Annotated in this window: 14 protein-coding genes and 1 pseudogene; 10 read left to right on the top strand and 5 right to left on the bottom strand. The window is 71.5% G+C overall.

The window, feature by feature from the left end; all coding sequences use genetic code 11:
- Positions 1 to 41 precede the first annotated feature (41 nt).
- Positions 42 to 803 (top strand): annotated as a pseudogene (locus tag AB0G15_RS23225) (class I SAM-dependent methyltransferase); the annotation flags it as partial.
- A gap of 268 nt (positions 804 to 1,071) precedes the next feature.
- Positions 1,072 to 2,073: a phosphotransferase gene (locus tag AB0G15_RS23220; RefSeq protein WP_362843221.1), complete on the top strand. Its 1,002-nt coding sequence runs from the start codon at positions 1,072 to 1,074 to the stop codon at positions 2,071 to 2,073.
- A 363-nt stretch (positions 2,074 to 2,436) separates the two neighbouring features.
- Here the strand turns inward: AB0G15_RS23220 and AB0G15_RS23215 are convergent, their stop codons facing one another.
- Positions 2,437 to 4,278 (bottom strand): tetratricopeptide repeat protein, encoded by a 1,842-nt coding sequence (locus tag AB0G15_RS23215; RefSeq protein ID WP_362843219.1) that lies wholly within the window; start codon positions 4,276 to 4,278, stop codon positions 2,437 to 2,439.
- A gap of 472 nt (positions 4,279 to 4,750) precedes the next feature.
- Entirely contained in the window at positions 4,751 to 5,704 is a 954-nt protein-coding gene (locus AB0G15_RS23210; RefSeq protein WP_362843408.1) for an NADP-dependent oxidoreductase, read from the bottom strand.
- A 349-nt stretch (positions 5,705 to 6,053) separates the two neighbouring features.
- On the opposite strand from AB0G15_RS23210, the gene AB0G15_RS23205 reads away from it, so the two are divergent.
- From AB0G15_RS23205 to AB0G15_RS23190, 4 genes are all read left to right on the top strand, one after another.
- Complete coding sequence (locus AB0G15_RS23205; RefSeq protein ID WP_362843216.1) at positions 6,054 to 6,797, top strand: methyltransferase domain-containing protein; 744 nt, start codon at positions 6,054 to 6,056, stop codon at positions 6,795 to 6,797.
- Between the two features lie 30 nt (positions 6,798 to 6,827).
- On the top strand, positions 6,828 to 7,760 hold the full coding sequence (locus AB0G15_RS23200; protein WP_362843214.1) for a Ppx/GppA phosphatase family protein: 933 nt from the start codon (positions 6,828 to 6,830) through the stop codon (positions 7,758 to 7,760).
- 37 nt (positions 7,761 to 7,797) lie between these two features.
- Positions 7,798 to 8,616: a DUF1206 domain-containing protein gene (locus tag AB0G15_RS23195; protein ID WP_362843211.1), complete on the top strand. Its 819-nt coding sequence runs from the start codon at positions 7,798 to 7,800 to the stop codon at positions 8,614 to 8,616.
- Between the two features lie 165 nt (positions 8,617 to 8,781).
- Positions 8,782 to 9,222, top strand: a complete 441-nt coding sequence (locus AB0G15_RS23190) for an ATP-binding protein (RefSeq protein ID WP_362843209.1) — start codon at positions 8,782 to 8,784, stop codon at positions 9,220 to 9,222.
- A gap of 31 nt (positions 9,223 to 9,253) precedes the next feature.
- Here AB0G15_RS23190 and AB0G15_RS23185 read toward each other — a convergent pair whose 3' ends face one another.
- Positions 9,254 to 9,718 (bottom strand): MarR family transcriptional regulator, encoded by a 465-nt coding sequence (locus AB0G15_RS23185; protein WP_362843206.1) that lies wholly within the window; start codon positions 9,716 to 9,718, stop codon positions 9,254 to 9,256.
- A 230-nt stretch (positions 9,719 to 9,948) separates the two neighbouring features.
- Here AB0G15_RS23185 and AB0G15_RS23180 point away from each other — a divergent pair, with 230 nt between their 5' ends.
- Positions 9,949 to 11,277, top strand: a complete 1,329-nt coding sequence (locus AB0G15_RS23180; protein WP_362843202.1) for a PHB depolymerase family esterase — start codon at positions 9,949 to 9,951, stop codon at positions 11,275 to 11,277.
- Here AB0G15_RS23180 and AB0G15_RS23175 read toward each other — a convergent pair.
- On the bottom strand, positions 11,267 to 12,118 hold the full coding sequence (locus AB0G15_RS23175) for a PaaX family transcriptional regulator C-terminal domain-containing protein (RefSeq protein WP_362843199.1): 852 nt from the start codon (positions 12,116 to 12,118) through the stop codon (positions 11,267 to 11,269). The two genes, AB0G15_RS23180 and AB0G15_RS23175, sit on opposite strands and share 11 nt — an antisense overlap.
- Before the next feature lie 72 nt (positions 12,119 to 12,190).
- Between AB0G15_RS23175 and AB0G15_RS23170 the strand changes: the two genes are divergently transcribed.
- The 3 genes from AB0G15_RS23170 to AB0G15_RS23160 all read left to right on the top strand — a co-directional run bounded on the left by AB0G15_RS23170 (position 12,191) and on the right by AB0G15_RS23160 (position 15,981).
- Entirely contained in the window at positions 12,191 to 13,057 is an 867-nt protein-coding gene (locus AB0G15_RS23170) for an amidohydrolase family protein (protein ID WP_362843196.1), read from the top strand.
- Between the two features lie 91 nt (positions 13,058 to 13,148).
- Positions 13,149 to 14,474, top strand: coding sequence for an MFS transporter (locus tag AB0G15_RS23165; RefSeq protein WP_362843193.1), 1,326 nt, complete (start codon positions 13,149 to 13,151; stop codon positions 14,472 to 14,474).
- A complete protein-coding gene (locus AB0G15_RS23160; RefSeq protein WP_362843190.1) occupies positions 14,467 to 15,981 on the top strand; it encodes a long-chain fatty acid--CoA ligase in 1,515 nt (504 codons plus the stop codon). Before AB0G15_RS23165 ends, AB0G15_RS23160 begins: the two co-directional genes overlap by 8 nt.
- A gap of 172 nt (positions 15,982 to 16,153) precedes the next feature.
- Here the strand turns inward: AB0G15_RS23160 and AB0G15_RS23155 are convergent, their stop codons facing one another.
- Entirely contained in the window at positions 16,154 to 17,323 is a 1,170-nt protein-coding gene (locus tag AB0G15_RS23155) for an alpha/beta hydrolase (protein WP_362843187.1), read from the bottom strand.
- Positions 17,324 to 17,440: the final 117 nt, after the last annotated feature.

Below are 17,440 nucleotides of genomic sequence, written 5' to 3'. Positions count from 1 at the left end.
TGGCGGGATCGTCGAGGTGTCGTCCGGACGTGGGGAGAGGCATGCACAGTCACAACCGCGCGAACGTCGTCCACCAGCTCAGGTACGCCCTCGGCCATCCGGGTCGGGTCCCCCGGCACCTGAGACGGCTGACCAGGGACCTGTGGCTGCGCCTGGGCCACCGCGACCACGTCGCCTACTACCGGGCGGTCATGAGGTCCGACACCGCGCGCAGTCCCCGGGGGGCCGTGGGCAGCAGGTCGTACCGGCGCTGGGTGGCCATGGGGAAGATGCAGTTCGACTATCTCGTGCGGCACGGGCTGAGGCCCGAGCACCGCATGCTGGAGATCGGCTGCGGCAACCTGCGGGCCGGGCGCCTGTTCATCGGCTACCTCGATCCCGGAAACTACTACGGGATCGACATCTCCCCGGACATCCTGATCGCCGCCCAGGACACCCTGGTCTCCTACGACCTGCGCGACAGGTTCCCGCACCTTCTGCCGGTCGGGGACCTGCGCTTCACCGCCCTGCCCGACCAGGCGTTCGACGTCGTCCACGCACACAGCGTCTTCTCCCACTCCCCGCTCCACGTGATCGAGGAGTGCTTCCGCGGGGTCGGCCGGATCATGAAGCCGGGGGGCTGGTTCGACTTCACCTTCGACCGCACCGAGGGAAGGGAGCACCACGTCCTGCGCGAGGACTTCTACTACCGCACCGAGACGCTGGTCGACCTGGCCGCCGCGTGCGGGCTGCAGGCGACCTTCATGGACGACTGGGAGCGGCTTCCCCACCGGCAGTCCAAGATCCGCATCACCCTCCCGGGGCGGGAGGCCGCCGAGGAGCACGCCGTGCGGGACGCCGGCCGCCCGGCGGAGGCCGTACCGGACCACGGGCGGCCCGAGATCGCGCTGGACCGCGACCCGTCCGGGAGCGGGCGGGACCACGCCCTCTCCGGGGGCGAGAGAGACCGCGTCCGGCCCGGAGCGGGCCATCAGGGACACCCCGGCCGCGAAGCGGTGCGGGCGACGCCGGATCTCGCGGAGGAGTCCCGGATGTAGTCTGGCGCTTCGCGCGACCGACCTGGAGGAACAGATGCGGGCCCACGACCTGTCCGCCGGGGGCGACGTGCTGGACCGCGTGCACGACGTGGCCCGCGAGGCGACCCGGATCCACGGCCTGACCGACGCCGAGGTCACCCTGGTCAACGTGTCCGAGAACGCCACCTACCGGGTGGACGACCCGGCCACGGGGACGCGGTCCATCCTGCGGGTGCACCGGCTCGGCTACCACACCACGCCGGCGATCCTGTCCGAGCTGGCCTGGCTGGAGGCGCTCCGCGAGCAGGCCGGGATCCGCACCCCCAGGGTGATCCCGGCTCCCGGCGGCTCCCGGGTGCTGACCGTCCCCGGCCCCGAGCCGCGCGACTGCGTGATGTTCGAGTTCCTGCCCGGCGCCGAGCCCTCCCACGACGACCCGGTGCCCGGCTTCGAACGGCTCGGCGCCCTCACGGCGCGGATGCACCGGCACGCGCGCGGGTGGTCCCGGCCCGGCGGGTTCACCCGTTTCCACTGGGACCACGAGGCCGCTCTCGGCGCCGGGTCGCGGTGGGGCCGCTGGCAGGACGGCCTGGGGGTGGAGGCCGAGGCGCGATCCGTGCTGGGACGGCTGGACAAGGAGTTGCGCGAGCGGCTGCACCGCTTCGGCCGCGGCCCGGAACGATACGGCCTGATCCACGCCGACCTGCGCGCCGCCAACCTGCTCGTGGAGGGCGAGAACCCGCCCGCGGTCATCGACTTCGACGACTGCGGCTTCGGCTGGCATCTCTACGACCTGGCCGCGGCGGTCAGCTTCGTCGAGCACCGCCCCGAGATTCCCGAGCTGGTCGACGCGTGGGTGCGGGGCTACCGGACCGTCCTGGACCTCCCGGCCGGGGACGAGGCCGAGATCTGGACGTTCATCCTGTTCCGCCGCCTGCTGCTGGTCGCCTGGATCGGCACCCACACCGGCGCCGACATCGCCGCGGAACTCGGCTCCGGCTACACTGAGGGCAGCTGCGAACTGGCCGAACGCTATCTCGCCGGCTCGCTCGGCTGACCCCGCCCGCCGCCGCCCGCCGCCGGCCGCCGCCTGTCTCCTTCCGGCTCCGCCCGTTCCGGGCGGGCGCGGCATTCGCGCCGGGGCGTCCGATGGCGTGGCGCACAGTGACCGCGCATCGGGAAATCACTCCTATCCGCCTGGGACCCCGGGAATCCTGAGATCCCGGGGATAGGGGAGGGTGAATACGAGACGTCGTACGTATCACCATGTGCGCCACGGATATTCGGATAACGGGATTCTCCCGGACGGAGCCGCCGCCTTACCGGCCGTGACTTTCCCGGCAGTCCTTCCGAATCCGGAATGTTCTCCGGCGTTCTCGGCCCGGCCCCCGCGGCCCGGCCTCCGCAGGGACGAGACGAGTCAGGACTTCAGCTCGCGCCTGATGTCCTCGTCGTCCGGGGCCAGTTCCAGCGCGCGGGTGAGATCGGCGACCGCCTCCCCGTCGCGTCCGGCGGCGCGCAGCGCCATCGCCCGGTTGAACAGCAGGGCCGGGTCGTCCCCGGAGCCGAGGGCCCGGGTGAAGTCCGCGACGGCGCCCTCGGGGTCACCGGTCTCGAACGACAGGAGCCCCCGGTTCGCCCAGGCGGCCGCCAGCGAGGGCGCGAGCTCCAGGGCCCGGTCGAAGGCGGTGCGAGCCCTGTCGTAACGGCCCTCCGCGGTCTCCACCTGGCCCAGCGCGCACAGCAGGTACGGGTTGGCGGGATCGATCGAGAGCCCGGTCTCCGCGTCCGCCCTGGCCGCGGCGTACTCGCCGAGCGCGGCCAGCAGCCCCGCCCGGTTGGCCAGGCCGTCCACGAACTCCGGGTCCAGCTCCAGCGCGTGGTCCAGGTCGGCGAGCGCGCCCCGGTGGTCACCCGCGGAGAAGCGGATCTCGGCCCGGTTGTAGTAGGGCTCGGGGAAGGGCGGGCCGACCCGCATCGCCGTCTCGTAGTCGGCGACCGCCGCGTCCATCCGGCCCAGCCGGTGCAGCAGGTTGCCCCGGTCGATGTAGTAGTCGGGATAGCCGGGATCGGCCGCGATCACCGCGTCCAGGTCCTCCAGCGCCTCCTCGGGGCGGCCCAGCATCACGGCGAGCTGTGCCCTGTTGGCCAGCAGCACCAGCCGGTGTATCGGGTGCTCGTCGGGCCGCAGGTCGCGGTCGGCCAGGGCCACGGCCTCCTCGACCAGCTCCAGGGCCCTGGCGGGACGGCCGCGCCGCACCTCCACCAGTGCCCGGCCGTTGAGGTCGAAGCCCATCTTGAACGCCCGCTCGCGCGGGTCGGGCAGCAGCGAGGAGATGGCGATCGCCTGGTTCACCAGCGCCAGCGCGGCGTCGGGGTCGCGCCGGGTCCGGTCGCGGTGGCGCACCTTCAGCATCCCGGTGGCGTAGGCGGCCGAGGCGTGGACCGTGGGGGAGAGGCTCTCCCGCCTGGCCAGGTCGAACAGCGCCTCCGACTCGTCCTCGCGGCCCAGCGCGGCCAGCGCGGTCGCGGTGCTGTGCAGGAGCCGCCACCAGGTCGCGGGGTCGTCCTCGGGGCCGGCGAGGCGCAGGGCGCGCTCGCCGAGATCCACCACGGCGTCGTGGTAACCCTCGTCCAGGCACCACTGCACCGCGAACAGGAACGCCCGCACCGCCTTCGACGGGTCGCCGCCGCGCTCGCGGTGGTACGGGATCGCGCCGAGCCGCGCGCCGACCGTTCCCTCCCCCTCCAGCTCGTCGGCGAGGGCGTCGTGCCGCTCGGCGCCGAGCGGCTCCTCGGGGGCGGCAGCCCGCTCACGGGTCACCACGGTCAGCAGCTCCCCGGGTACGCGGCGCCGCAGCACCGTCAGGAGCTCCAGATCAGTGGGGTCGGCCAGGTCGACGTTCTCGACGACGAGCGTGCGGGGGCCGGTTTGCGACAGGTGCTCGCGGACGAACTCGGCCAGGCCGTTGGCCAGGCGCAACGTGCGGCGCGGCGCGTGCACCAGGATCCGTTCCGCGCCGGGCAGGCTCGCGGCCACCGACCGGCGCCGGGCGGGGATCAGATCGCGCAGGTCCGGCGCCACGGCGCGCAGCTCGATGTCATAGCGGGCGACGAGCTCGGGCCGGGCGGCGGGAAGCAGGGCGGAGACGATCGCGCCCCCCGCGGTGTACGGCCCGCGCAGGCGCCGGTCCGCGTCCACCACGGGCAGCGGCGGTGCGGGACGAGACGGGTCGCCCTGCGGGTACGGTCCCCGGCTCACCGGACTCCTTTAACTCGATTAGCTGATATTTGATGATATGGCTATGCCGGGGAGCCGGCGCCCATCACTGGACGCCGGTTCTGTGATTCAGTCTCAGCCGACGTGCTTAGGACTCGCGGTGCCACTGAGTGCGATGGTGCCAGGCTTGTGAACAATGACGCGCTTCATTATCGGCCTTCCTCGCGAATAGAACAAATTGCAAGTATTCGCAGTAATAGACCATACTGACAAGATCTATTAGTTATCGTGGCCGGATCCGGACAATCCCTGGACAGGGGTCGCACGGTGGTGTCGGCAGAACCGGCGCGGCTCATCCGGGATTCGCGCCCGCCCGGATCCGGCACCGCCACGTGTCCACGAGGGGCGGCACACCGTCCGCCCGCGTCGTGGTGGCGTCGTGATGGCATTGTGGTGGCGCCGTACGCGCGGCGGAAAGCGGGAAAGCCGGAAGGGCCGAAAGGCGGAAAGGCGTTCAGGGGGCCACCCGCAGCACGATCTTTCCCTTGGCGCGGCCGCCGGCGAGCCGCTCGTGGGCCGCGGCGGCCTCGTCGAGCGGGAACACCTCCTCGACCTCGGGGGCGATCAACCCGCCCTCTATCAGCTCGGTGAGCTGGGCCAGGGCGGACCCGTCCGGCTCCACCAGGAACGTGCGGGTGCGAAACCCCCGAGCCTCGGCGGCGCGCAGCAGGTCGGGGGAGACGCCCGAGGGCACCGGGACGAGCAGCCCGCCGGGGCGGAGGACATCGAGGGAACGCGTGCTCGTCGCGTCGTGCTCGTCCCCGACCAGGTCGACGACCACGTCCACGTCGCGCACCACGTCCTCGAAGCGGACGGCCGTGTAGTCGACGAGCTCGTCGGCCCCCAGCCCGCGCAGCCAGTCGTGCTTGCCGGCGCGGGCGGTGCCGATCACGTACGCGCCGAGGTGCTTGGCGATCTGGACGGCGAGGTGCCCGACGCCGCCCGCGGCGGCGTGGACGAGGACGCGCTGTCCCGGAGCGACCCTCGCGGCGTCCACCAGGACCTGCCACGCGGTCAGCGAGGCCAGCGGCATGGCGCCGGCCTCGTCGTGTCCCAGGGAGCGCGGCTTGCGGGTGAACTGCCTCGACGGTGCGGTCACGAACTCGGCGTAGGCGCCGGCCTGGCGCGGGAACCACGGCATGCCGTACACCTCGTCTCCCACCTCCAGGCCGCTCACCCCGAAGCCGGTCTCCTCGACGACGCCGGAGACGTCCCAGCCCAGGATGAAGGGCGGGTCCCCCAGGACCCCGGCCATACCCGCGCCCGCCCTGGTCTTGAGGTCCACCGGGTTCACCCCCGCCGAGACGACCCGCACCAGCACCTCGGTGGGCAGCGGCTCCGGGCGCTCCACGCGGACCGGACGCAGCACCTCGGGGCCGCCGAAGGTGTCCTGGCTGATGGCCCGCATAAGGGTCACGATGACTCTCCCCGATCTCTCGCCGTTCTTCCCGCAGGTATCGCCGCCCGTGAGAGCGGTGTGGATCACGCTACCCGCCCGGAGCCCGGCGACCCGGTCGCCCTGCCGTTCGCCGGGGTGCGAGCCGTGCGCGATGCCCCCGCGACGCCCCCGCGCCGGGCCGTCGCGGGAGGCTCCCGCGGGAATGAGACCCTGATGCGTCGGCGTCCCTCCTACCGCGGGACGACCGCACGACCACCGCACGACCGGTCAAGGCCGGTGGGTGCGCCGCCGACCCGCGGCACCACGCCGCGATCCCGCCCCACGGCTCAGGCCGGGGGCCGCACACCGGGGGTATCCGATGAAGGAACCGAGGAGTCGCTGGACGGACATCGCGGGGGGCGACGCCGGGGAGCGGTACGCGGAGAGGTTCGCCCGGCTGGCCGAGTCGGGGGCGGACATGCACGGCGAGGCGCGGTTGTGCGCGGAGCTGCTGCCGCCGGGCGCCCGGGTGCTGGACGCCGGGTGCGGCACCGGGCGGGTGGCGATCAGGCTGGCCGAGCTGGGATACGACTGCGTGGGCGTCGATCTCGACGCGTCCATGCTCGACGTCGCCCGGCGGACCGCGCCACGGCTGCCCTGGATCCTGGCCGACCTCAGCGATCTCGGCGACCTCGACGTGCTTGACGCGCTCGACGACCCCGTGGACCCCGTGACGGGAGCGGGCCGGGCCGTCCGGGCCGTCCGGGGCGGCCAGGGCGATTCGACGGAGAAGGCGGAGAGGCCGGAGAAGGGCGGGAGAGGCGGGCGCTTCGACATGGTCGTCGCCGCGGGCAACGTCATCCCCCTGCTCGCCCCCGGGACCGAGGCGCGGACCGTCGCGGGGCTCGCGGCGCTGCTGCGGCCCGGCGGGCTGCTGGTGAGCGGGTTCGGGCTGGACGCCGCGCACCTCCCGCTCGCCTCGGCGACGGTCACCCTGGCGGACTACGACGACTGGTGCCGAACGTCGGGGCTCACCCCGCTGCGGCGCCTGGCGACCTGGGACGGCGCGCCCTACGACGGCGGCGGATACGCGGTGAGCGTCCACACTCGCACCGCGGGCTGACGGGCCTCGGGGGAGTAGTAACTTCATCCCATGCGACTGGGCGTTCTCGACATCGGTTCCAACACGGTTCATCTGCTGGTGATGGACGCGCACCGGGGGGCCCGGCCGCTGCCGGCGTACTCGCACAAGGTGGACCTGAGGCTTTCCGAGCACATGGAGGACGGCGCCCGCCTGTCCGCGCGGGGCGCCGCGCGGCTGCGGGAGTTCGTCGAGGAGGCGCTGCGGCTCGCCGAGGACAAGGGCGTCGAGGACCTCATGGCCTTCGCGACGTCCGCGGTCAGGGAATCGGTGAACGGCGAGGAGATCCTTGCCGGGATCAAGGCCGACACGCAGGTCGACATCGAGGTGCTGTCCGGCCAGGACGAGGCGAGGCTGACGTTCCTGGCCGTGCGCCGCTGGTTCGGATGGTCGTCCGGGCGGCTGCTGGTGCTGGACATAGGAGGGGGGTCGCTGGAGATCGCCTCGGGCATCGACGAGCAGCCCGACGCGGCGGTGTCGCTCCCGCTGGGGGCGGGCCGGCTCACCCGCGACTGCTTCACCGCCGATCCGCCGCCCGCCGACGAGGTGCGGGCGCTGCGCAGGCACGTACGGGCCGAGATCGCCCGCACCGTGGGAAACGTGGCCCGGTACGGCCAGGCCGACCACGCGGTGGCGACGTCCAAGACGTTCAGGCAGCTCGCCAGGATCGCCGGGGCGGCGCCCTCGCACGAGGGCCCTTCCGTGCGCCGGGTGCTCAGGCACACGGACCTGGTCGGTTGGACCGACCGGCTGATCAAGATGAGCACCAGGGAGCGGGCCGAGCTGCCCGGGGTCTCCGAGGGGCGGGCGCCGCAGCTGCCGGCCGGGGCGATCGTCGCCGACGCCGCGATGGACCTGTTCGGGGTGGCCCAGCTGGAGGTGTGCCCCTGGGCGTTGCGCGAGGGAGTGATCCTGCGGCGGCTGGACGCGATGCCTGAACGGTGAGGTTTACCAGAGCGTTCACAGGTAAGAGCGCATAGTCATGAACAGCCCTCAGGCTCACGTGGAAGGTGCCGCTCGCAGAGCGGCCAACAGTCAGACGCTCGACAGGCTGGCGCGGGTTGGATTGGCCTGCCGGGGTGTCCTCTACGGTTTGATCGGTTTCCTCGCCCTGCAGATCGCCTTCGGCGGGGGAAGCGGCGGCAAGCAAGCCGACAAGACCGGCGCGATCGAGACGGTGGCCGAGCAGCCGTTCGGTACGTTCCTGCTCTGGCTCATGGTCGTCGGGTTCGTCGCGCTGGTGGTCTGGCAGCTGTCGGAGGCCCTCATGGGCCGCGGACGGACCAAGGACCGGGTGGAGTCGGGCGCGCGGGTGGCGGTCTACACGCTGATCGTGGCCACGCTGCTCGGCGTGCTGCTGCGCGGTGACTCCGGGGCCTCGATGGACAGCCAGTCGAAGGACATCACGGCCATGCTGATGGACCTGCCCCTGGGGCAGTTCATCGTCGGCCTGCTGGGTCTGGGCCTGATCGGTCTGGGCGCCTACTGGATCCGCCAGGGCTGGAAGAAGGAGTTCCTCAAGGACCTGCGCACCGGCGAGATGCCCGCGAGGGCACGAGAGCTCGCGGAGAAGTTCGGCACGGCGGGATACATCGCCCGTGGCGTGATCGCCGCGGTCGCCGGTGTCTTCGTCATCCAGGCCGCGGTCACCTACGACCCCGACAAGGCCAAGGGCATCGACTCGACGCTGCGCTCGCTGGCCGAGACCCCGGCCGGTCCGTGGCTGCTCGGTGTCGTCGCGATCGGTCTGCTGCTGTTCGCGGTCTACTGTTTCTTCGAGGCTCGCTGGCACCGCGTGTGACGGATGGAGCCGCACGGTACGCCAGGTGCGGACACGCAGGTGAGGCGGCCTCTGGCAAGCCTCACCTGTCTATCCGGTAAGTGATCGCATTCCTACTTTTCCGCGACATCTTCTTCGCCGAGCTCCGCGTCTTCCCATCAGTGAAACGGTATCGGAGGGGGCGGTATGGACTCGTCGGAGTACGACGGCAGTGAATGGGTTCTCCGCCTGGCGGGTTCCCCGGACCAGGTGGTCAGAGCCCGCCGCCTGGTCTCGATGACCCTGGGGCGAGACCATCCCCTCCACGACGACTGCGTACTGCTGACCAGCGAGATCGCCACCAACGCGGTGGTCCACTCCCGGTCGGGGGACGGCGGGGCTTTCACCGTCACGGTGGCCTGCTCGGGGACGGGGGTACGGGTCTCCGTTCAGGACGAGGGCTCCTCCGAGGCCCCCTGTGTGTGCCGTGCCTCGGCCGACGCGACGGGGGGCCGCGGCCTGCCCCTGCTGGAGACGCTGGCCCACCGCTGGGGCGTGGTCAGGGAGGCCGGGTCCAACAGGGTGTGGTTCGAGCTGGTGCTGGAGATGGCAGGGCTGCGCGCGGGCAGCCTGGCCGGCGCCCGCTGACCCCCGCGACCGGCCCGCCTCACGGGCCGCCTCAGGGGCCGGAGGCGGGCGGGCGCAAGGCTCGCGTGCAGAGGGTGAGACCCTCCATCAGCGTGGTGCGCGTGGTGTCGTCGACCTCGGCGAGCATGTCCTCCTCGATGCCGTCGAGCGAACGGTCGCAGTGCCGCAGCGCCGCCTGTCCTTCACGGGTGAGATGGGTGCGGAGCGTCCGGCCGCCGTCCGGGTGCGCGTCACGGCGGATCAGGCCGCGTTGTTCCAGCTCGCGGACGACCAGGTTCATCGCCTGTGGCGTGACGAAGGCGATGCGGGCCAGTTCGGCCGAGGAGAGCCCGGCGCGCATGCGCAGCTCGCTGAGCGCCATGTACTCGGTCGTCGTGATGCCGTACCGGACGAGCGCCTCGTCGAGCCGGGCGCGGATGCGGCGCTCCAGCCGGTAGACCATGTAGCTCAGGCGGGGGGCAGTCTGGTCGGCTGCGGGGGTGCGGCGCGAGGTCACGGGACGACCATAACCGGCGATGTAAGTTTCGCGCCCTCAATATCAAGCTACTTGATAACAAATCACTTGATAACCAGCGCAAGCAGCATTTTTCCGTGGATGGAGCATCATGATCCATTAAGGGTGCGGCTTGACCGTCCGTCGGTGTCGCCCTATACCGGCTGATGTCAGGACGAGTCGGCGGCGCCGCGGCCTCGTGCATCGAGCGAACATCAAGCAGAGGAGAGCCGATGAAGCGATTGACCGCCGTGCTCGCGGGCGTCAGTTCCGCGGTGCTGTGCGCCGCCACGATCCTGGTGGCCGGACAGTCCGCCGCCGCGGCCACCCTGACCGAGGTGACCGGCTTCGGCGCCAACCCCGGCAACCTGCGGATGCACCTCTACGTGCCGGACAACGTGCAACCCAGCCCCGCGATCGTGCTCGCCATGCACGGGTGCGGCGGTTCGGGCCCGGGCTTCTACTCGGGTTCGGAGTTCCGGTCTCTCGCCGACCGGCACGGTTTCATCGTCATCTACCCGTCGGCGTCCAAGAAGGGCAACTGCTTCGACTCCTGGTCCGCGGCGTCGCACGTACGCGACGGGGGCAGCGACCCGGTCTCGCTGATGTCGATGATCACCTACACGCGGCAGCGCCACAACGGCGACGCCGACCGCATCTATGTCACCGGCAGCTCCGCCGGCGGCATGGAGACCAACATCATGCTCGGCAACTATCCCGACGTCTTCAAGGCCGGGGCGGCGTTCATGGGGGTGCCGTTCGGCTGCTTCGCGAACGAGGCCGACTACATTCCCTCGCCCGGCGCGAGCAACTGCGCCTCCGGGCGGATCAGCAAGACGCCCCAGCAGTGGGGGGACCTGGTCCGCGCCGCCTATCCCGGGTACAGCGGTCCCCGGCCGCGCGTCCAGCTCTGGCACGGCACCACGGACAACCTCGTCTACTACGCCACCCACCAGCAGGCGATCGACCAGTGGACCAACGTGTTCGGCCTGAGCCAGACGCCCACCAGTTCGGACACGCCGCAGCCGAACTGGAACCGCCGCCGCTACGCCGACGCCTCCGGCACGGTGCGGGTCGAGGCGTACAGCATCCAGGGGGCGGGCCACAGCCTGCCGATGAGCGGGATGGCCGCGGCCGCGATCCAGTTCTTCGGCCTCACCGGCGGGACGAGCCCGTCGCCGACTCCGACTCCGACTCCGACTCCGACTCCCACCCCCACCCCGACCCCGACTCCCGACCCGGGCACCGGGTGCAGGGTCACCTACCTTCCCAGCACCTGGAACAACGGCTTCACCGCCGACGTCACCGTGACGAACACCGGCGCGACCCCCGTCAACGGCTGGACCGTGACCTGGACGTGGCCGGGGAACCAGCGGGTCACCGGTGCCTGGAACGCCACGGTGACCCAGTCGGGCTCCCAGGTCAGCGCGCGCAGCCTCTCCTACAACGGCACCATCGCCCCGCAGGCCCGGGCCGGTTTCGGGTTCCAGGCCACGTACAGCGGCACGAACCCGGCTCCGACGGGGTTCGCGCTGAACGGGACCTCCTGCGTCATGGGGTGAGCCCGTCCAGGAGGCCGGCGGCCACCTTCAGGGCAGGCCGTTCGTACTCCTCGGCGCGTGCGCGGAAGATCTGCTCGGCCCGGATCGCCGGCCAGTCCGCGGGGAGGTGTTCGGCCGGCAGGTGGGGATCCTGCCGGACGAGCTGCAGCCAGTCGGTGTGCAGCAACAGCTGCCGTACGAGATCGTCCGGCGCGTCGGGAAGTGGCCGGGTGACGTCCCACCTGGCGAGGAACGCCCGATAGCGCCGGGCGATCTGCTCGATGTCGAAGGCCTTCGCGACCAGGTCGGCGGCCTCGGTGGGCCTGAACGCCCTGGCGGTCAGCACCGTGACGTGGTCGTCCACGTCCAGCGCGTCGAACACTCCGGTGACCTCCTTCGTGCCCGGAGCGATCCACAGCCCGCTCTGCAGCGGGCCGAACCCGGCCCAGACGAGCCGGGACCGCAGGTCGTGGCGGGTGCTGCGCCGGCTGTCCGGCAGGGAGAACCCGACGACCGTCCAGGTGCCGTCCCAGTCGCGGTTCACCGCGCCGGTCTCCCAGATCCGCCGGCGCCCGTCCCTGAGCACCGCCACGGCGTACGGGGTGAGCTCGATGTACGCCCTGCGTCCCACCCGGTACCGGGTCACGAGGTTGCGCTTCACCATGCGGGCGAGCGTGGACCGGACGGCCTCCTCGGAGACGCCGAGGCGGGCGAACACCTCGATGATGCTGCCCGAGGAGATGGCGGTGCCGCGGTCCAGCGCGTAGATGCCGAGGAAGCTGAACACCAGGGACTGCGGGCGCGGCGACGGCGCTGCCGGTACTGCCGGCGCTGCCGGTTCGTCTTCGCCGCCGACGGTCACACCGAAAGCGTAGACGGGCCGGATGTCATGCACATAATTGACGGAAGTCATATATACGCCCGAGGAGAGCGCATGAACGTCGACGAGCTGGTCGCCATAGACGTGCACACGCACGCGGAGGTCTCCGCCGACGGGCACGCCTCGCTCGGTGACGAGCTGGCCGGCGCCTCGGCGAAGTACTTCAAGGGGCACTCCCGGCCCACCGTCCCCGAGATGGCCGCCTACTACCGCGAGCGCAGGATGGCGGCGGTGGTGTTCACCGTCGACGCCGAGCACGCCACCGGGCATCCGCGCATCTCGAACGAGGAGGTCGCGGCGAGTTGCGCCGCCCACGCCGACGTGCTGATCCACTTCGCCAGCGTCGACCCGTGGAAGGGCAGGGCCGGTGTTCGCGAGGCACGCCGGCTCGTGGCCGAGCACGGGGTGCGCGGCTTCAAGTTCCATCCGAGCCTCCAGGGCATGGCGCCCGACGACCGGGCGGCCTATCCCCTCTACGAGGCGATCGAGGAGATGGGCGTGCCGGCGCTGTTCCACACCGGCCAGACCGGCATCGGCGCCGGCCTGCCCGGCGGGGGCGGGATCCGGCTGAAGTACTCCAACCCGATGCTGGTCGACGACGTCGCCGTGGACTTCCCCGAACTGCGGATCATCCTCGCCCATCCGTCCTTCCCCTGGCAGGACGAGGCTCTGGCGGTCGCCACGCACAAGCCGTACGTCTACATCGACCTGTCCGGATGGTCGCCGAAGTACTTTCCCCCGCTGCTCGTCCGGTACGCCAACACGCTGCTGAAGGACAAGGTGCTCTTCGGGTCCGACTACCCGATGATCACGCCGGACCGGTGGCTCGCCGACTTCGACGCCCTCGACATCAAGCCCGAGGTCCGCCCGAAGATCCTCAAGGACAACGCCGTCCGCCTGCTCGGGCTCGGCACCCCCTAATATCGGGCAGAGTATTGACGTTCGTCATGAGTGTGCCTAACCTCCGGGCAGGTAAGCGCAGCAGTTCGCTCTCGGACTGAGGAGCTCGGTCATGACGACCCCGTCGGCCCTCCCCCCCAACCAGGTTCAGCTCCGCCGCGCGGTGGCCTCCAGCTTCCTGGGCAGCGTCATCGAGTACTACGACTTCCTGCTGTACGCCACGGCCTCGGCGGTGGTCTTCAGCAAGATCTTCTTTTCCTCGCTCGACCCGCTCACGGCCACGGTCGCCAGCTTCGGCACCTTCGCCACGGGCTATCTCGCCAGGCCGCTCGGCGGAGTGATCTTCGGTCACTTCGGCGACCGGCTCGGCCGCAAGCGCATGCTGGTCCTGACCATGACCCTGATGGGCCTCGCCAGCTTCCTCATCGGCGTGCTCCCCACCTACGAGCAGGTCGGCGCCCTCGCCCCCGTCGCCCTCGTCGTCCTTCGCGTGCTGCAGGGCGTCGCGATCGGCGGCGAATGGGGAGGCGCCGTGCTGATGTCCGCCGAGCACGCGACCAGCCGCCGCGGCCTGTGGGCGGGCTTCACCAACGCCGGCGCCCCGTTCGGCATGGTGCTCTCCACCGGGGTGCTCAGCGGCACCGCGGCCGTCCTGGGCGAGGAGGCGTTCCTGAGCTGGGGCTGGCGGGTGCCGTTCCTGCTCAGCATCCTCCTCCTGGCGGTCGGCCTGTTCGTCCGGCTGCGGGTCGCGGAGACCCCCGTGTTCGAGGCGGCCGGCGGCCGCGCCGCCCGGGTGCCGCTGCTGGAGGTGTTCCGCCACCATCCGCGGGCGCTGCTTCTCGGGGTGGGCGTCGGGCTGTCCGCGTTCGTGGCCCAGGGCACGCTGACCACCTACCTCATCGCCTACGGCGTCCGGACCGGTTTCACCCGGCAGGCCGTGCTGAACGGCCTCACGCTCTCCTCCGCGCTGGCCGTGGTGGGCATCGTCGCCTGCGCGGCGCTCTCGGACCGGGTCGGACGCCGCCCGGTCGTGCTGGCGGGAGCGCTGCTCATGGCCGCGTTCGGCTTCGCGCTGTTCCCGATGGTGAACACCGGCAGCGTCACCGTGCTCGTCATCGCTCTGGTGCTGGGCCAGGCGGTCATCCACCCGCTGATGTTCGGTCCGCTCGCGGCGCTGTACGCCGAGCTCTTCCCCACGAGAAACCGCTACACCGGCGCCTCGCTCGGCTACCAGGTCGCCGGACTCGGCGCCGGCCTGGGCCCGTTGCTGTTCGCCCAGCTGGACGCGTCGTCCGGGGGCGGCAGCACGACGACGATCTCGGTGATCATCGCCGTCTGCTGCCTGCTGACCGTGGTCTGCGTACTGGCCCTGCGCGAGACCAGCGCCGACGACCTCGCCTCGGACGCCCCGGCGGTCCCCGCCGCCACCGATGCGTAACGCCGGGCTCGGAGGCTGGCCCGCCCGCCGGGCCCTGATGAGCCCCGGCCGCACCGCGTTCGTCTTCGCGGGCCGGTCGGTCAGTTACGCCGATGTCCACGAGCGGACGACCCGCCTGGCGTCGCGGATGCGCGAGGCGGGGATCCGGGCGGGGGACCGGGTCGCCTATCTCGGCCCCAACCACGTCGCCTTCGCCGAGACCATGTTCGCCACCCACATGCTGGGCGGTGTCTTCGTCCCGCTGAACTTCAGGCTGGCCGCGCCCGAGGTCGCCTACATGCTCCGGCACTCGGGCGCCTCGCTCCTCGTGTACGACCCCGGCCGCGCGGAGACGGTGCGCGGCCTGCCCGGACCGTACACGGTCGTGGCCCTGCGGTCTCCCGCCCCGGGGGAGCACGACTTCGAGACCTGGGTGTCGCAGGGCGGTCCCGAGCCCGTCGACGTCCCGGTGGCGCTCGACGACGTCGCCCTGATCCTCTACACCTCCGGCACGACCGGCCGTCCCAAGGGCGCGATGCTCAGCCACGCCAACCTGGTGTGGAACTGCTTCAACATGATGATCGGCGTGGACGTGACGAGTACCGAGGTGACGCTGATCAGCGCGCCGCTCTTCCACGTCGCGGCCCTGAACCAGACGATGCTGCCGACCTTCCTCAAGGGCGGCACCTCGGTGATCATGCCGTCCTGGGACGCCGAGCTCTGTTACGACCTCATCGAGAGGCACCGCGTGACGTGGATGTTCGGCGTCACCACGATGTTCGCCGACCTCGTCCGGTCGCCGCGCTGGGCCGGCGCCGACCTCTCGTCGGTGCGGATTCTCATGTCCGGCGGCGCCGCCGTCCCCGTGACGCTGATCCGCGCCTACCAGGAGAGGGGCCTGGTCTTCTGCCAGGGCTACGGACTGACCGAGACCGCACCCGGCGCGACCTTCCTCGAGGCGGGCGAGAGCGTGCGCAAGATGGGCTCGGCCGGGGTCCCGGTCTTCTTCTCCGAGGTGCGCGTGGTCCGTCCCGATCTCACTCCGGCACCGGTCGGGGAGCCCGGCGAGGTCCTCGTCCGGGGGCCGAACGTCACCCCCGGATACTGGCGGGACCCGGAGGCGACCGCCGCCGCGCTGAGCGAGGACGGCTGGTTCCGCTCCGGCGACATCGCGATCGTGGACGAGGAGGGCCATCTGACCATCGTCGACCGGGTCAAGGACATGTACGTCTCCGGCGGGGAGAACGTCTACCCGGCGGAGGTCGAGAACGTGCTCTTCGCGCATCCGGCGGTGGCGGAGGTCGCCGTGGTGGGGATGCCGGACCGGAGGTGGGGCGAGGTGGGCCGCGCTTTCGCCGTGCTCCGTCCCGGTGCCGCCGTCACCTCCGGCGAGCTGACGGCCTTCCTCCGTCCCCGGCTCGCGAAGTACAAGATCCCCGTCTGTTTCGAGATCGTCGACGCGCTGCCGAAGACGGGATCGGGCAAGATCCGCAAGTCCGAACTCCGCGACCGCCCCCTGCCCGGATGAGGGCGGGCCCCCGCCACCGTCCCGGCACCGCCGGTCACGGAGGCGCGACCGGGTCCCGGCGTCCCACCGGCATGGCGATCCGGTGCACGCCGCACCAGGAGCGATCACCGGGGACGCCGTGACGAGTGGCGGGATGACATGCCCTCGTGCCGTGCGCTCCGCCGTACGGCTTTCAGGGGGTGGCGCACGTCGCGGGGCAGAACGCGACCTCGGGGTGGCGCGATGACGGCCCCTCCAGCAGGGGCTGCCGCTGTGATTTCAGGTGCTGGTCGAGGAAGGCGGCCACGTACGTGCGGGTGAGCTCCGCGCCTCGGGCCGCGGGCAGGACGCCGGTGGCGGGCCTGATGCCGAGTGAGCCCGCCAGCAGCGGCAGGTCGGTGAAGGACTGGTGTTCGGCGCCCGACAGCGTGAGCCAGCGCTTCCACCCGGTCAGCAGTTTCCAGTCGCGGTCCCAGGAGGTGTCGCGCCCGCCGGGGACGTGCTGTGGCGTACCGACGAACATGAACGGCCGGGTGAAACCGTTCTTGGGGATCCGGGCGTAGGTGGTGCCGTCCATGTCGATCCCGGCGCGCACCCGGGGGTCCTTCACCATGGTCGCCAGGGCGGCGGCCCCGCCGATCGACTGGCCTGCCATCGCGATGCGGGAGTGGTCGATCAGGCCGGAATGCTTCCACTCCGACGCCAGCAGGTCCAGGACGAAGGAGACGTCGGCCGCCCGGCCCTGGACCACTCTGGCGCCGAAGCCGGGGTCGGTGTCGCTGTCGCAGGCGAGGCATTCGGCGACCCGGCCGTCGGACAGGGTGGTGGCGTGGCTCTCGTGGGTGTGGTCGATTCCGGCCACGACATATCCGCGGCCGGCCAGGTCCTCGGCCAGGGAGGTGAGGGTGCTCACCGGCTTGGTGAAGCCGGGAGAGAGCACCACCAGCGGGAGCTTGCGCCCGGAGGGAGCGGCGTCCTTGACGGCGTTGGTGCGCGTCTTGCTCAGCGTGTCGTACGGCGCGCTCGCGATCCTCCCTCCTTTCAGCAGGAGTTCCGATTCCGTGGGTGTCATGTAGGGTGCCCGCCGCCCGTCACGCCGCTCGGTCGGATACCACAGGGTGACCTTGAGCTGTCTGGTGCCGGCGTCGAGGTCCCAGGGATCGGGGCGGGAGGTGTCGGTCGGATACAGAACGGTGGTGCCGACCGGGTGGGGGCCGGCGGGGGCGGGCAGGGTGGCGGGGCCGGTCGGTGTGGCCGACGGGCCGGCGTCGGCCCGGGGCGGTGTGGGCGCGGAGCAGGCGGACGCGGCCAGGACGGCCAGTCCCGCGGCCAGCCTCGCGGCCACTGCCAAAAGGTGTCTCATGGAGAGGTCCCTTCACTTGTGCAGCAAGGCCAGGGCCTTGGCCAGTGCGGGGTCGCGCCCGGCGGCCGCGTCCTTGGGGGTCAGGGGCAGGTGGTGGTCGGGCGGCACGCCGATCTT

It is taken from the genome of Streptosporangium sp. NPDC023825, from assembly GCF_040639575.1.
GTDB lineage: Bacteria > Actinomycetota > Actinomycetes > Streptosporangiales > Streptosporangiaceae > Streptosporangium.
Note: the sequence above shows the minus strand (reverse complement) of the source record. Positions and strands in the feature narration are given on the sequence as shown.